Annotated in this window: 11 protein-coding genes; 5 read left to right on the top strand and 6 right to left on the bottom strand. The window is 67.6% G+C overall.

Going from position 1 to position 14,066, the window contains the following annotated elements; all coding sequences use genetic code 11:
• Positions 1-61: 61 nt before the first annotated feature.
• The 3 genes from JOD27_RS46640 to JOD27_RS15240 all read right to left on the bottom strand — a co-directional run bounded on the left by JOD27_RS46640 (position 62) and on the right by JOD27_RS15240 (position 3,752).
• The gene (locus tag JOD27_RS46640; RefSeq protein WP_204762906.1) at positions 62-1,909 is read right to left on the bottom strand and encodes a DUF4153 domain-containing protein; all 1,848 of its coding nucleotides are present in this window, start codon (positions 1,907-1,909) and stop codon (positions 62-64) included.
• Positions 1,910-2,067: 158 nt separating this feature from the next.
• Positions 2,068-3,039: a HAMP domain-containing sensor histidine kinase gene (locus tag JOD27_RS15245; protein WP_204763350.1), complete on the bottom strand. Its 972-nt coding sequence runs from the start codon at positions 3,037-3,039 to the stop codon at positions 2,068-2,070.
• 23 nt (positions 3,040-3,062) lie between these two features.
• Positions 3,063-3,752: a response regulator transcription factor gene (locus JOD27_RS15240; RefSeq protein WP_204762905.1), complete on the bottom strand. Its 690-nt coding sequence runs from the start codon at positions 3,750-3,752 to the stop codon at positions 3,063-3,065.
• A gap of 86 nt (positions 3,753-3,838) precedes the next feature.
• On the opposite strand from JOD27_RS15240, the gene recD2 reads away from it, so the two are divergent.
• On the top strand, positions 3,839-6,001 hold the full coding sequence (recD2, locus tag JOD27_RS15235) for an SF1B family DNA helicase RecD2 (protein ID WP_204762904.1): 2,163 nt from the start codon (positions 3,839-3,841) through the stop codon (positions 5,999-6,001).
• 69 nt (positions 6,002-6,070) lie between these two features.
• Here recD2 and JOD27_RS15230 read toward each other — a convergent pair whose 3' ends face one another.
• The gene (locus tag JOD27_RS15230; protein WP_204762903.1) at positions 6,071-6,835 is read right to left on the bottom strand and encodes an alpha/beta fold hydrolase; all 765 of its coding nucleotides are present in this window, start codon (positions 6,833-6,835) and stop codon (positions 6,071-6,073) included.
• A 364-nt stretch (positions 6,836-7,199) separates the two neighbouring features.
• Between JOD27_RS15230 and JOD27_RS15225 the strand changes: the two genes are divergently transcribed.
• Positions 7,200-8,480 (top strand): M14 family zinc carboxypeptidase, encoded by a 1,281-nt coding sequence (locus JOD27_RS15225; protein WP_204762902.1) that lies wholly within the window; start codon positions 7,200-7,202, stop codon positions 8,478-8,480.
• 313 nt (positions 8,481-8,793) lie between these two features.
• Positions 8,794-9,858 (top strand): serine hydrolase domain-containing protein, encoded by a 1,065-nt coding sequence (locus tag JOD27_RS15220; protein WP_307830138.1) that lies wholly within the window; start codon positions 8,794-8,796, stop codon positions 9,856-9,858.
• A 261-nt stretch (positions 9,859-10,119) separates the two neighbouring features.
• Here the strand turns inward: JOD27_RS15220 and JOD27_RS15215 are convergent, their stop codons facing one another.
• A complete protein-coding gene (locus JOD27_RS15215) occupies positions 10,120-11,742 on the bottom strand; it encodes a glycosyl hydrolase family 18 protein (RefSeq protein ID WP_204762900.1) in 1,623 nt (540 codons plus the stop codon).
• Positions 11,743-11,976: 234 nt separating this feature from the next.
• On the opposite strand from JOD27_RS15215, the gene JOD27_RS15210 reads away from it, so the two are divergent.
• On the top strand, positions 11,977-12,120 hold the full coding sequence (locus JOD27_RS15210) for a hypothetical protein (RefSeq protein WP_204762899.1): 144 nt from the start codon (positions 11,977-11,979) through the stop codon (positions 12,118-12,120).
• Positions 12,121-12,320: 200 nt separating this feature from the next.
• On the opposite strand, the gene JOD27_RS15205 is transcribed toward JOD27_RS15210, so the two are convergent.
• Positions 12,321-13,154: a helix-turn-helix transcriptional regulator gene (locus tag JOD27_RS15205; RefSeq protein ID WP_307830137.1), complete on the bottom strand. Its 834-nt coding sequence runs from the start codon at positions 13,152-13,154 to the stop codon at positions 12,321-12,323.
• A gap of 124 nt (positions 13,155-13,278) precedes the next feature.
• Here JOD27_RS15205 and JOD27_RS15200 point away from each other — a divergent pair, with 124 nt between their 5' ends.
• Entirely contained in the window at positions 13,279-14,058 is a 780-nt protein-coding gene (locus tag JOD27_RS15200) for an NAD(P)H-dependent oxidoreductase (protein ID WP_204762898.1), read from the top strand.
• Positions 14,059-14,066: the final 8 nt, after the last annotated feature.

The raw sequence follows: 14,066 nt of genomic DNA, 5'->3' as shown, positions 1-14,066 counted from the left end.
AGCGTCACTTCTCACCCTCTCGACAGCTTGTGGACCAGCAACTTTACCGGCAGTTAACGAACTACCGCTCTCCGGAGTAGGTCGACTCACAGGTGACGTCAGTCACCGCAACACTTTCGAGTGACTTGTGAGCGTTGTGCCGCGCGAGGTTCCACTCCCGCCAGTCCTGCTCGACGTGGCGATCCTTCAACCACCGCAAGGAACACGAGCGTTGCGGCTCCGGCAACCTGACGAGGGCGGGCACCGCGTCCTCCGACAACCGCGACAGGTAGACCGCGTCGATCTTCCGCGTCGCCTCGAACCGGCTGACGTTGTAGTCGGCCACCACCTGCTCGGGGTTCATCACCAGGACCGCGAGGAAGAACGCCGTGCCCGTCCCGACGATCGCCTTCGGCAACCAGTCGGCGCGCAACGTGATCCCGCTCCCGATCACCATCAGGTAGACGACCGCGAGCCAGATCTCGCACGACGAGACGAGCAACCGCAGCACCGTCCACCCGTACGCCTGCTGGTAGAACCACATACGGCTCAACGCACTCGCCACGATCACGAGCGTCAGCACGGCGAGCGACCCGAGCAGAATCCGCAGCCACAACTGCTCCTGCGCCGTCTTCTTCGCCGCGAACCGCGCCACACCGGCGATGACTCCGAGCGTCAGGATCGAAACCCACAGCAGCTGCCAGAACCCGGACCTCGCGTACTCGGCGAACGTCACGCCCGCCGTCTCCATCACGTACTTCTCGCCACCGAACAGCACCGCGAGCTGCGTGCCCACGAACCCGGCGAACAACAACACGAGCACACCCACGGGCAGCGCGTAGTCCTTGACCCGCAACGACCCCGGCTTGCCCGCCGCGTCCTCGTTGATCTTCGGAGGCGCCGCCACGAGGTAACAAGCACCCAGCGCACCGAACGCCGCGACACCGCCGAAGAACGCCGACCGCACGAACCCGTCGATCTCGAGGTCCGGCACCAGACTCTCGAGGAACTTCCCGAACGCCCGGTCGGCCCCGGCGAGCAGCGATCCGAAGATCAGCAGCAACGCCACTGCCACGCCGACGGAGATGAGCGGCCTGATGCCGACCGGCCCGCGCTTGCTGAGCCCCTTCGCGACCCACGGCAGCGACCGCAGCCCGCCGAGCCCGACCCCGAGCGCACCGAAGACGAGCCCGCGAACCGTCCTGCCGCCCGCCATGGCGATCGAACCGCACATCATCGACGCGAGCACGCACAGCGGGAAGATCCACTCAGCCGCGCGGAGGAAGCCCATCGCCAGGAACGCCAGCGCGCCCGCCAGCCAGAGCGCGCGCTCGATCGACGGCTTGCCCGCGTAGAACAGGACCGCGCCGACGCCGAACAGACCCGCGAGGAACCAGCCGATGCCGTTGTTCGGCGGGGCGAGGACTGCGGCGCCCAGGCCTGCGACGAGGCCCGCGACGAGGACCTTGCTGGACGCGGGCGTCGCAGGTGGGGTCCACCAGGGCAGGAGCGGGGCCGGCGTCGGAACGACCATCGGGCCGGCGGTGGGGTAGCGGGGCGGGCCCTGCCAGGGTGAGGGCGGAGGCAGGGTGGCGGTGGCGACCTGAGCCGGCTGATCTTGTCGGTCCCCCTGAGTAGGTTGAGTTGTAGGGGTTCCCGGCTCGGGGGTACCCCTGCGCGAGCCTGCCGCAGCACCCTCGATTGCCTCCGCGCGTCCGCTCTCGCCGCCCTCGATTGCCTCCGCGCGCCCGCCCTCAACGCTCTCCGTGGCCGCCGCGCCTTCGTGCTCGGCGCGCTTCGAGCCGTCGATCTCGGCACCCTCGGCGGCGCCATCGTCCTCGGCGCGCTCCGCGCCCTCGACCTCCGCAAGTTCCTCGTCGTTCTCAGCCGAGTCCGGCTCTCCGGATCCGGCAACGGGCCGATACCCCACCTTCCGGAAGTTCCGATACCGCCGCCGAGCAGCAGCCCCGTCCGCACCAGACGAGCCGGCCGATGGCGATTCCGTCGAGTCAGTCATGTCTCTCTCTCCCAAGCCCGAAAATGGGCGTGCTTCACCGTCACACCACCTCGGCGGTGCGAACAAGAAAGTCAGCGAGGCAAAGTCACCCGGATGCAAGACCCGGGATCCACCACGGCGATCGTCCCGCCGTGCAGGTCCACCACCCACCGGGCGATGGCGAGACCGAGCCCGGTCCCACCACCGCCCGCCCTCTCCCCTCGGGTGAACCTCTCGAAGATCCGCGACCGGTCTTCCGGAGCGATCCCCGGCCCCTCGTCCCGAACCTCCAGCACCACCGAACCCGCGCACGACGACCCCGACACGGACACCAACCCCTCGGTGGGTCCGTGCCTGGCAGCGTTGTCCACGAGGTTCACCAGCACCTGGTGCAGCCGTTCCCCGTCGGCGAACACCGTCAGATCCCCTGGCACGTCGATCGAGAACGACGCCGTGGGTGCCGCCACGGCAGCCTCGGCCACCACGTCGGCGACCAGCGAGGACACCGACAGGGTCTCCCGGTTCAGCGACAGCACCCCGGCGTCGATCTTCGACAGGTCGAGCAGCTCGGTGACGAGCCGTCCCAGCCGTTCGGTCTGCGCCAAAGCCGTCTTCATCGTGGCCGCGTCGGCCTGAGCCACCCCGTCGACCACGTTCTCCAGCACGGCCTGCAGGGCCGAGATCGGCGTCCGCAGCTCGTGCGACACGTTCGCGATCAACTCACGCCGCTGCCGGTCGGCGGCGGCGAGGTCGGCTGCCATCACCGTGAACGCCTCGGCCAGTTGCCCGACCTCGTCGGACGACGTCGCCCGGACCGAGCGCGAGTAGTCCCCGGACGCCATCGACCGCGCCGCGGAGGTCATCTCCCGCAGCGGCGAGGTCATGCCGTGCGCCAGCAGCTGCGACGTCAGCAGGCCGAGGGCCAGCGCGATCAACGTCGTCCGCGGTGGCAGCCACCCCGTCACGTAACGGAAGTACGCGAACGACACGCATCCCGACACCACGATGACGATCCCGAGCTTGAGCTTGATCGACCGCACCGAGTCCAGCGGACGCGGCAGCATGTCGAGCCAGCCCAGCAATGTCTTCACTGAGACACCTTCTTCTGGGGAACCTCCAGCGCGTACCCCACCCCGTGCACGGTCCTGATCAGGTCGGCCCCGAGCTTGCGCCGCAGCGCCTTCACGTGGCTGTCGACCGTCCGCGACGACGCTCCCTCGTGCCACCCGCACGCCTCCGCCAGCAACCGCTCCCGCGCCTGCACGGCCGACGGCCGCTCGGCCAGGAACACCAGCAGGTCGTACTCGGTCGGCGTCAGATGAGCCTCCACCCCCGAACGGGAGACCCGCCGCGCGGCCAGGTCGATCACCAGGTCCCCGAGCTCCAGCGACCGCGACGTGGCCGCCCGCGACACCCTGCGCAGCAGCACGTGCACCCGCGCCGCGAGCTCGCGCATCGAGAACGGCTTCGTCAGGTAGTCGTCGGCCCCCACGGCGAGACCGACCAGCAGATCGGTCTCGTCCCCTCGTGCGGTGAGCATCAGCACCGGCACCGAACGCGACGCCTGGATCCGCCGGCACACCTCGAGCCCGTCGAACCCCGGCAGCATCACGTCCAGAACGACCAGGTCAGGCACGAACGAAGCGGCGGCAGCCACCCCTGAGGGGCCGTCATGGGCGACCATCACCACGAACCCCTCCGCCCGCAGCCGTACGGCCACGGACTCGGCGATCGTGATGTCGTCCTCCACGACGAGCACCCGGCGCTGACCTGTCATGGCGGTGACTTTATGTGCATGTCGTGGAGGACGCCGGGACAACTTGTGAAGATCGTGTGCAGAACCCGCAGGGTAAGTTCCACGCCATGAACGTCCTCGAAGCGGTCCTGGAGAGGATCACCTACGCCAACGAGGACAACGGCTACACCGTCGCCAAGGTCGACACCGGCCGCGGCGACCTCGTCACGGTCGTCGGCGCACTGCTCGGTGCCCAGCCGGGCGAGTCCATCCGCATGCGCGGCCGCTGGGGCTCGCACCCGCAGTACGGCAAGCAGTTCCACGTCGACGACTACACGACGATCCTGCCCGCGACCATCCAGGGCATCCGCCGTTACCTGGGTTCCGGCCTGATCAAGGGCATCGGCCCGGTGCTCGCGGACAAGATCGTCACGCACTTCGGCGTCAACGCGCTGGACGTCATCGAGAACGAGCCGGAGCGCCTCATCGAGGTCCCGAAGCTCGGCCCGAAGCGCACCAAGCTCATCGCGGAGGCGTGGGAGGAGCAGAAGGCCATCAAGGAGGTCATGGTCTTCCTCCAGGGCGTCGGCGTCTCGACGAGCCTCGCCGTCCGCATCTACAAGCAGTACACGGACAAGGCCATCGAGGTCGTGAGGGAAGAGCCCTACCGCCTCGCGAACGACGTCTGGGGCATCGGCTTCAAGACCGCCGACGTGATCGCCAAGGCGGTCGGCATTCCGCACGACAGCCCGCAACGCGTCAAGGCGGGCCTGCAGTTCACGCTCTCCGAGGCCACCACCGACGGCAACTGCTATCTGCCGGAGCAGTCGCTCATCGCGGATGCCATCAAGATCCTCCAGGTCGACACGGGCCTCGTCATCGACTGCCTCGCCGAGCTCGTCGAGGAGGAAGGCGTCGTCCGGGAGGAGCTGCCGGACGACGAGATCGCCATCTACCTGATCCCGTTCCACCGCGCGGAGATCTCGATGGCATCGCAGCTCAAACGCCTGCTGTACGCGGACAACGACCGCATGCCGAGTTTCGCGACCGTCGACTGGGACAAGGCGTTCGCCTGGCTCGGCACCGAACTCGAACAGCACCAGGCGGAAGCGGTCAAGCTCGCGCTGACGCAGAAGGTCGCGGTGCTCACCGGTGGCCCTGGCTGCGGCAAGAGCTTCACCGTCCGCTCGATCGTGCGCCTGGCCCAGGCGAAGAAGGCCAAGATCGTCCTGGCGGCGCCGACCGGACGTGCCGCCAAGCGCCTCACCGAGCTGACCGGCCACGAGGCCCGCACCGTCCACCGCCTGCTCGAACTCAAGCCCGGCGGCGACGCGGCGTTCGACCGCGACCACCCGCTGGACGCCGACCTCGTCGTCGTGGACGAGGCGTCGATGCTGGACCTGTTGCTGGCCAACAAACTCGTGAAGGCCGTGCCGCCCGGCGCCCACCTGCTGCTCGTCGGCGACGTCGACCAGCTGCCGTCGGTGGGTGCGGGGGAGGTGCTCAGAGACGTTCTGGCGCAAGGAAGCCCGATCCCGAACGTCCGGCTCACGCACATCTTCCGCCAGGCCCAGGAGTCAGGCGTCGTCACGAACGCCCACCGCATCAACAGCGGTGACTACCCGCTGGTGCAAGGACTTCCGGACTTCTTCCTCTTCAGCACCGACGACGCGGAGGAGGCCGCGACGATGACCGTCGACGTCGTGGCGAACCGCATCCCGCGCAAGTTCCGGCTCGACCCGCGCAAGGACATCCAGGTTCTCGCGCCGATGCACCGCGGACCGGCCGGTGCCGGCGCATTGAACACCGTGCTGCAGGAAGCCCTGACGCCGTCGCGGGACAACCTGCCCGAGAAACGCTTCGGCGGCAGGGTGTTCAAGGTCGGCGACAAGGTCACCCAGATCCGCAACAACTACGACAAGGGCAAGAACGGCGTCTTCAACGGCACTCTGGGCGTCGTCATCGCGTTGGACCCGGTCGAGCAGAAGCTGACCATCCGCACCGACGAGGACGAAGAGGTCGACTACGACTTCTCCGAACTGGACGAGCTCAGCCACGCCTACGCCATGACCATCCACCGCTCGCAGGGCAGCGAGTACGCGTGCGTGGTCATCCCGATCACGACCAGCGCGTGGATGATGTTGCAGCGCAACCTGCTCTACACGGCCGTCACGCGCGCGAAGAAGCTAGTCGTGCTTGTCGGCAGCAAACGCGCGATCGGCCAAGCCGTCCGCACCGTTGGCGCGGGCCGCCGCCACACGGCGCTGGCCCACCGCCTCCGCACTGTTTGACAGCACGCGGGGCCCTTCCGTGCGCTCAGAGAGTACGAAAGCTCCCCGCGTACTCTTACAGCCGCGTAATTACACCGATGTCAGGTAGTCCGTGATCAGCCGCGCCCACGGCATCGCGGACTCCAGCGCGATCGCGTGCCCGCACGCGATCTCGGTGTACTTCGAACCGGGGATGAGGTCGGAGACCTCCTTGCCGAGGTGGCGCGACAGCAGTTGGTCGCCGGACGCGCCGATCACCAGCGTCGGCTGCGTGACCCGCGGCAGGAGACCCGACAGGTCGATCTTCAGGATCAGGTCGACGTGCGAGGGCGACCCGGTCGGCACGCTCGCCGCGATCAGCTCGGCGAAGCCCTCCGCCTGCGCGGGCGTGAGCCGGGCCAGGTACTCCTTGCTGCACATCACCGAAAGGATGAACCGCGACAGCACCTCGCGGGACCCGTCCAGCAACGACTTCCAGTGGTCGATCTTCGCCCTGGTCGCTGCGTCGATCTTGGTGAACGGCGTGCTCAGCACCAGGCCGCGCACGCGCTCGGGATGCCGGACCGCCGCCGTGACGGCGACCGCGCAGCCCATCGAGTAGCCGCAGACGAAGAACGACTCGTGCCCGGCCGCCACCGCGACGGCGACCAGGTCGTCGGCGAGTTTCTCCAGGTCGAGCGGCGCCGCGGCCTTCGGCGAGCCGCCGGAGCCGGGCAGATCGGGCGCGATGACGGTGAAGTACTGGGTGAGGGTCCCGATGATCGGGCCGTAGTTGGCCTGGACGCTCCCGCCCGCGCCGTGCACGAGCAGCAGGGCCGGGCCGGTGCCCTTGACGACGGTGGACAGGCCGGACATGGGGGACCCCCGGGTTTCGTCAGTCCATGCTGCGAACGATGGTCGGCTCCAACCCCTCGTCGTCGTCCGTGAGGGAACCGCGCCACGGGAAGGAAAGGGAGATCTCGGTGACGTTGGCGTTGTAGAGATGATCCATGGTGAGCACTCCCGTTTTCTTCCCAGGACTTGCGCGCGGACCTCGCTGTTCGTCGAGTCGGTTTCGGCTTGTCAGCACAATAACCGCTGCGATGCTGGTGTAAATCCTATTGATTTACGTCACATTGCGCCAAGTGGGCGGATTCGGAGTCCCAAGCACCGGGCGGTAATCATCCGGTCGGTCGAACGGACTGGCGTGACTCACACGAACAGTCGATCATCGTTGATCATGCGGATCGCACTGGCCCTGCTCGCCTGTCTCGGCCTCCTCCTGAGTCCCTCGCCGGCGCCGGCGGACGGTCCACAGTCGACGTTTGTGCTGCGTGTGCCCGCTCCGCTGGGATCCTCCGCGCAACGACTGCTCGGTCTCGGCTACGACGTCCTGGAGCAGCGGGACGGCGCGGATCTGTTCGTGGTGGGCGACGCGCGCACCGCCGACAAGCTTCGTTCGGACGGCTTCCAGCCCGCTATTGAGACGGTGATGCCTCCGTCTCAATGGGCTCCGCGTTCTCTCGGCGATTCGACGTACTTCGGCGGCTACCGGACCGTCACCGCGCATATCGCTCATCTCGACGAGGTGGCCGAGGCCCATCCCGAACTCGCCACCGTCGTCGACTACGGCGACTCGTGGCGCAAGACCCAGGGCAATGGCGGATATGACCTGAAAGCCATCTGCATCACGCGGAAAAGCCCAGGTGACTGCGCATTGACGCCCGCCGCGCCGAAACCGCGCCTGTTCGTGATGGGACAACTCCACGCGCGCGAAATCACCACCGGCGACATGGCGTGGCGTTTCATCGACGACCTGGTCAGCGCCCCTGATCTCGCCGCGATGCTCGGCTCGACCGAGGTCTGGGTCGTGCCGATCGCCAACCCCGACGGCGTCGAGATCGTCGAGTCCGGCGGCGACTCCCCGGTGCCGCACCGCAAGAACGCCAACGGCACCTGCTCGTCCGGCCAGCGCGGCGTCGACCTGAACCGCAACGCGGGCTCGCACTGGGGCGAGGTCGGTACGTCCACGAACAAGTGCAGCGAGGTCTACGGCGGGGCGCGCGCCGACTCCGAGGTGGAGACGCGGGCGCTGGAGTCGTTGTGGCGCAAGCTGTACCGCGACACCCGAGCGCCTGGTGACACCGCCGCCGCTTCAGCCGACACCACGGGCGCCGTGATCTCCATGCACAGCTACGGCAACTTCGTGCTGTTCCCGTGGGGCTGGAGCACGCAGAAGACCGGCAACGACGCGGCGCTGCGCAGGATGGCGCAGGACATGGCCGCGCTGTCGGGATTCCGGGCGGGTCAGCCGGGCGAGCTGCTGTACAACGCGTCCGGCGCCACGGACGACTGGGTGTACGAGGACCTGGGCGTGCCCAGCTTCGTGTGGGAGATCGGCACGAGCACGGGGACATGCGGCGGCTTCTTCCCCGCCTACTCGTGTCAGCAGGACGTGCATTGGCCGAAAGTGCGGTCCATGCTCGTTTCGGCCATGAAAGCGGCGCGGAAGCCCTACTGACGGCATCTTGAATGCCGCCACGCGTACGGCCTCGTGGACGGCAAGTCCGTCGACATCACCCGCTGGAACCCGTCGGTCTTCTGGGCGGACGGCGACATCATCTCGACCACGCACGACCGCGCACGACCTCGAACGGTTCTCGTCCGGACGGTGTCGTGCGGTACCACGATCGTCGGCCACACGACAAGGTCGTCAACGAGATCTTCTGTTAGGAGCAGGGGACATCCCTGAGGCAGCGTCAGCCCTCAGGCCGATGCGCCCTCGGCCCCGCGGCGGAAGGGTTGGTGTCATGGGGATTCGATTGGTAGCCACAGTGACCGCAGCAAGCCTGCTGGCCGTGACCACCGCGGGCGTCGCGTCGGCCGACACGAGCGCCGACCGCGACGTCATCCAGAAGGCGATGGACCAGCTGACGTCGGGCGGGGGAGCGCTCGGCGTCCAGGCACGCGTGACGGACGGGCGGCAGCGCTTCACCGCCCGTTCGGGCAAGGCCGAACTCGACAGCGACAGGCCGGTGCCGCTCGACGGCCGGTTCCGCATCGGCAGCATCACCAAGACCTTCGTGTCGACGGTCCTGCTGCAGCTCGCGGGCGAGGGCAAGGTCGACCTGGACGCACCGGTCGACCGCTACCTGCCCGGCCTGATCGACAAGCAGATCACCGTGCGGCAGGTCATGCAGCACACCAGCGGCCTCTTCAACTACACCAACGCGTTGCCGCTCACGCCCGACGAGTTCGAGAAGATCCGCTACAAGCACTGGGAGCCGAAGGAGCTGCTGGCCATCGCCACCAGCAAGCCGCTCGACTTCCCGCCCGGCACGAAGTGGAGCTACTCCAACACCAACTACATCGTCGCGGGCCTGCTCGTCGAGAAGCTGACGGGCAGGCCGTACGAGAAGGCCGTCGAACAGCGGATCCTGAAGCCGTTGCACCTCAACGCAACCGAGGTGCCTGGCGACAACCCGAACATCAACGGCCCGCACGCGCACGGCTACTGGCCGGTGAACGGCAAGCCGTCCGACATCACCCGGATCAACCCGTCGGTGGCGTGGTCCGCCGGTGAGATGATCTCCACGACCCGCGACCTCGACACGTTCATCGTGGCGTTGACGAGCGGCAAACTGCTCAAGCCCGCGCAGCAGCAGGAGCTCGTCAAGACCACGGTGGTCAGCCCGGACTACGGCCTCGGCCTGGTCGTGCAGACCCTGCCGTGCGGCACCAAGGTCGTCGGGCACGGCGGCGGCATCCCCGGCTACTCGACGGAGCTGCTGACCACGCCGGACAACAAGAAGCGCCTGGAGATGTCCGCCACCAGCGCACCGGCGGGCGGCGACTCCGGTCCGGCCCACAACGCCATTCTCAACGGGGTTTTCTGCTGAAGATGAAGCTGGTGGCCGCACTCACCGCGGCCACCCTGCTCGCCACGGCCGGTGTCGCTTCCGCGGCACCGGCTTCGGCGGCTCGATCCCCGGCTGCGGCGCGATGATGATCGGTACGTCCGGGAAGCGGTTGGAGGTATCGGTCAGGCCGCGAACGGCGGCGATCCCGGTGACGGGTACCTCAAGCTGGTGAACGAGGTTTTCTGCCGAACACAAAAGGGGAGCTGGGCGACCCAGCTCCCCTCCCGGCGTTGTGAAGAACTACCCGAGGGCGTTCCTCATCGCTGTGATCAACTCTCCGTTCGCGGTGTCACCCGTGAGCTCCCAGAAGAACGCGCCGCCGAGACCCTGGCCACGTGCCCAGGAGATCTTGCTCGCGATCGTCTGCGGGGTGTCGTAGCTCCACCACTGGCCGTTGCAGAACGCGTAGGCCGTGCCCGCGACCGTGCCCGTGGCGGGGCACTTGGTCTTCAGGACCTTGTAGTCCTCGATGCCCTGCTCGAACGTGCCGGGCGCCGGACCCGTCGCCGTGCCACCGGGAGCCGCCTGCGTGACGCCCTGCCAGCCGCGGCCGTAGAAGCCGATGCCGAGCAGGAGCTTCGATGCGGGGACACCCTTGCCGCGCAGCTTGGAGATCGCCGCCTCGGCGTTGAAGCCGGCCGTCGGGATGCCGCTGTACGACGTCAACGGGGAGTGCGGAGCCGTCGGACCCTGCGCCGCCCACGCGCCGAAGTAGTCGTACGTCATGACGTTGTACCAGTCGATGTACTGCGCCGCGCCGCCGTAGTTCGCCGCGTCGATCTTGCCACCGTTGGAGCCGTCGGCGGTGATCGCCGAGGTGATGAGGTAGTTGGAACCGAAGCGGGCCCGCAGTGCGCCCATCAGGTTCTTGTACGCCTCGAAACCACTGGTGTCGCAGGACAGACCACAGGCGTTCGGGTACTCCCAGTCGATGTCGATGCCGTCGAACAGGCTGGCCCAGCGCGGATCCTCGAGCAGCTTGTAGCAGGACTCCGCGAACCCGTTCGGGTTGGCCGCGGCCGCACCGAAGCCACCGGACCAGGTCCAGCCACCGAACGAGTAGATCACCTTGAGGTGCGGGTACTTCTTCTTCAGCTTCATCAGCTGGTTGAAGTTGCCGCGCACCGGCTGGTCCCACGTGTCGGCGACGCCGTCCACGCTCTCGGCCGCCGTCATGGCCTTCTCGAGCGCGGGGTAGGACTCACCGATGGTGCACTGCCCGTTCGACACGTTGCCGAACGCGTAGTTGATGTGCGTGAGCTTCGCCGCCGAACCCGAGGTGTCGATGTTCTTCACCTGGTAGTTGCGCGCCGGGTAGACGCCCCACTCCGCGAAGTAGCCCAGGTTGATCTTCCCGGGAGGCGGCGGTGGACCAGTCGTGGTCGTCGTCGTGGTCGTGGTGGTTGTCGACGTTGTGGTCGTGGTCGTCGGGTCAGTGGTCGTCGGGTTCGTGCCGCCCGCGTCGCACGAGGCACCGTTCAGCTTGCAGTTCGTCGGCGCCGCGTACGGGCCCGTGTACGAGACGTTGAAGCCGAAGCTCGCCGACTGACCCACACCGACGTTGCCGTTCCACGTGTTCTTGACCGTGACGACCTGACCCGACGTGGTGAAGCTGCCGTCCCAGAGCGAGCCGACCTTGTGGTTGGCGGGCAGCGTGAACTCGACAGTCCACGACGTCAGGGCCGCCGTGCTGTTGTTCGTGATCGTGTACTTGCCCTCGTAGCCCGTTCCCCAGTCCGAACCCTTGGAGAACGTGGCGGACACGCCACCGGCACCGCTAGCAGCGGGCACGACGGCGAGGCCGAGGACCATCGCGGCGACGGCCGCGAAGAGAGCAGCAAGATGCCATCGGAACTTGGACATCGGTCTCCTCAGTCGCAGGGGTACCGGAACGATGTGGTCCAGACCACTCAACGGTCAAGGTCTAGACCTCTGCCGGCACTCGAACGGAGTAGCCCGGAAACGGTTCCAGGACAGCGGTTGTCCAGTTTCGGTCTACAACGTTGACGATTGGAGGCGTTCCGAGACGACGCCTCTTCGGGTTGAGTTTCCTGTCGCTGACTGCACAAAGAGGACGGTCGGCCCTAACTTCGTTCCATGCCAAAGCGTTTCTCCACGGCGCGCGGCCGTGAGTTCGGTGATGCGGTGCGAACCGCGGTGTCCGCCACCGGTATGACCGCGAGCGAGATCTGCGAGAAGATCGACTGCGGATTCCGGCAGGCAGCCGCGCTTCGATCATGAAGATCGCGCTCTCCTGGCTGCCACCTGCACGGTTGGGAGCAGTTGGGATGATCAGCAAGGACGTTTGCGTCAGCATTTCTCTACCGCCATCTCGGCAGCGACGTGCATGAGAGCGCGACCATCCGGGCTTCGGTGATGAGCACAAGACCGCCCAGCCCCCTGCCGGACTCAACGGAGCACAACCAAGCCGCGACGCTCCACTAGAGCTCAGCGCTGACGCGTGGTCCGCGTTCCTCCGCGCTGTCAAGGCTCGCGAGCAGGCGTAGTCCGTCCTCGGCCGGACTGCCGGGAGCCGCCGACAACACCAGCAGCTCCATCCCCGACTCGTCGGGCAACGAGAAGTTCTCCTGGTGCAGCTCCAACACCCCGACCAACGGGTGCCGATACGTCTTGCGCCCATGCGCACGCGCCCGCACGTCCGCGCGAGCCCAAAGGCGCCGGAACCGCTCACTGCCCATCGACAGCTCGCCGATGAGCGAGGCCAGCCGCGGGTCGTCCGGGTACTTGCCCGCCGCCAGCCGCAGATGTCCCACCACGTCGAGCGTGCACTTCTCCCACTCGGCGTACAGCCCGGGCTCCTGCACGAAGATGTGCCGGGCGATGTTCAGCCCCGGCAACGGCGCGCTGTAGAGGAGTCCGGCGAGGCGGTTGCCTGCGAGCACGTCGAGGCGGTGGTTCATGATCACCGCCGGTGCGCCGGTCACCAGGTCGAGGACGCGCAGCAGCTCCGGGCGGATCCGCCCGCTCGGTGCCTTCGCGGTGCGGCGGCGTTGCCTGGCCAGCCGGTGGAGGTGCTCGCGTTCGGTCTCGTCGAGGCCCAGGACGCGGGCGAGTGCGTCCAGGACCTGCTCGGAGGGCTGGGTCGCGCGGCCCTGCTCCAGACGCACGTAGTAGTCGACGCTCACGCCGGACAGGTGCGCGACCTCCTCGCGGCGCAGGCCCGAGACCCGGCGGTGCCTCTCGGTGGGAATGCCCACGGAGGCCGGGTCGACTCGGGAACGCCGGATTCGCAGGAAGCCCGCCAGATCGTCCACGGCCTCCAGTATGGCCGCCAGAACGCCGAACAGGGTGGTCCTGCCAGTACCAGGAAGTCCAGGCCCTGAACGCCGCACGAGGGAGCGCCCATGATCTCCGAACACCTGATCCGAAGGAGTTCCCGTGAAGACGCTGATCGTCTACGCCCACCCGGAGCCCAAGTCGCTCAACGGCTCGCTGAAGGACCTCGCCGTGTCCACATTGGAGGGTGCGGGGCACGAGGTGCGGGTGAGCGACCTGTACGCGATGAACTGGAAGGCGGTGGTGGACGCCGCGGACTACGGTCTCGACGCCTCCAGCCGGCTGAAGGTGGCCCTGGACTCCGGCCGGGCGTTCGACAGCGGGACGCTCACCCCGGACGTCGCCGCCGAGCAGGAGAAACTGCTGTGGGCCGACACGATCATCTTCCAGTTCCCGCTGTGGTGGTACTCGATGCCCGCGATCCTGAAGGGCTGGGTCGACCGGGTGTTCACCTACCGCTTCGCGTACGGCGTCGGCGAGCACAGCGACACCAAGTACGGCGAGCGCTACGGCGAAGGCACGCTCGCCGGCAAGAAGGCGCTGCTCTCGGTGACGTTGGGTGGGCCGGAGTCGCACTACTCCGCGCGCGGGATCAACGGGCCCATCGAGGATCTGCTGTTCCCGATCCACCACGGCATCCTCTACTACCCCGGCATCGAGGCGTTGCCGCCGTTCCTGCTGTACGGGGTCGACCGGATGACCGGCGAGGACTACGCGGACGTCGCCAAGGCGTGGGAGCAGCGGCTGCTCACGCTGGAGTCGACCGAGCCGATCCCGTTCCGGCGACAGAACTTCGGCGATTACGAGATCCCCTCGTTGCAGCTGAAGGAGGGGCTGGAGCCCAAGGGGCGCACGGGTTTCGGGCTGCACGTGCGCGCCTGAACTGTCAA

Origin of the sequence: Lentzea nigeriaca, from assembly GCF_016907955.1 — a bacterium.
In the GTDB taxonomy this organism is placed as follows: Bacteria; Actinomycetota; Actinomycetes; order Mycobacteriales; family Pseudonocardiaceae; genus Lentzea; species Lentzea nigeriaca.
Note: the sequence above shows the minus strand (reverse complement) of the source record. Positions and strands in the feature narration are given on the sequence as shown.

What these genes read in the sequence shown, in the direction of transcription:
- JOD27_RS15245 (WP_204763350.1), bottom strand. Translation starts at nt 3,039, where the DNA reads ATGCTGCCGCGTCCGCTGGACTCGGTGCGGTCGATCAAGCTCAAGCTC.
- JOD27_RS15240 (WP_204762905.1), bottom strand. Translation starts at nt 3,752, where the DNA reads ATGACAGGTCAGCGCCGGGTGCTCGTCGTGGAGGACGACATCACGATC.
- recD2 (WP_204762904.1), top strand. Translation starts at nt 3,839, where the DNA reads ATGAACGTCCTCGAAGCGGTCCTGGAGAGGATCACCTACGCCAACGAG.
- JOD27_RS15230 (WP_204762903.1), bottom strand. Translation starts at nt 6,835, where the DNA reads ATGTCCGGCCTGTCCACCGTCGTCAAGGGCACCGGCCCGGCCCTGCTG.
- JOD27_RS15225 (WP_204762902.1), top strand. Translation starts at nt 7,200, where the DNA reads ATGCGGATCGCACTGGCCCTGCTCGCCTGTCTCGGCCTCCTCCTGAGT.
- JOD27_RS15215 (WP_204762900.1), bottom strand. Translation starts at nt 11,742, where the DNA reads ATGTCCAAGTTCCGATGGCATCTTGCTGCTCTCTTCGCGGCCGTCGCC.
- JOD27_RS15210 (WP_204762899.1), top strand. Translation starts at nt 11,977, where the DNA reads ATGCCAAAGCGTTTCTCCACGGCGCGCGGCCGTGAGTTCGGTGATGCG.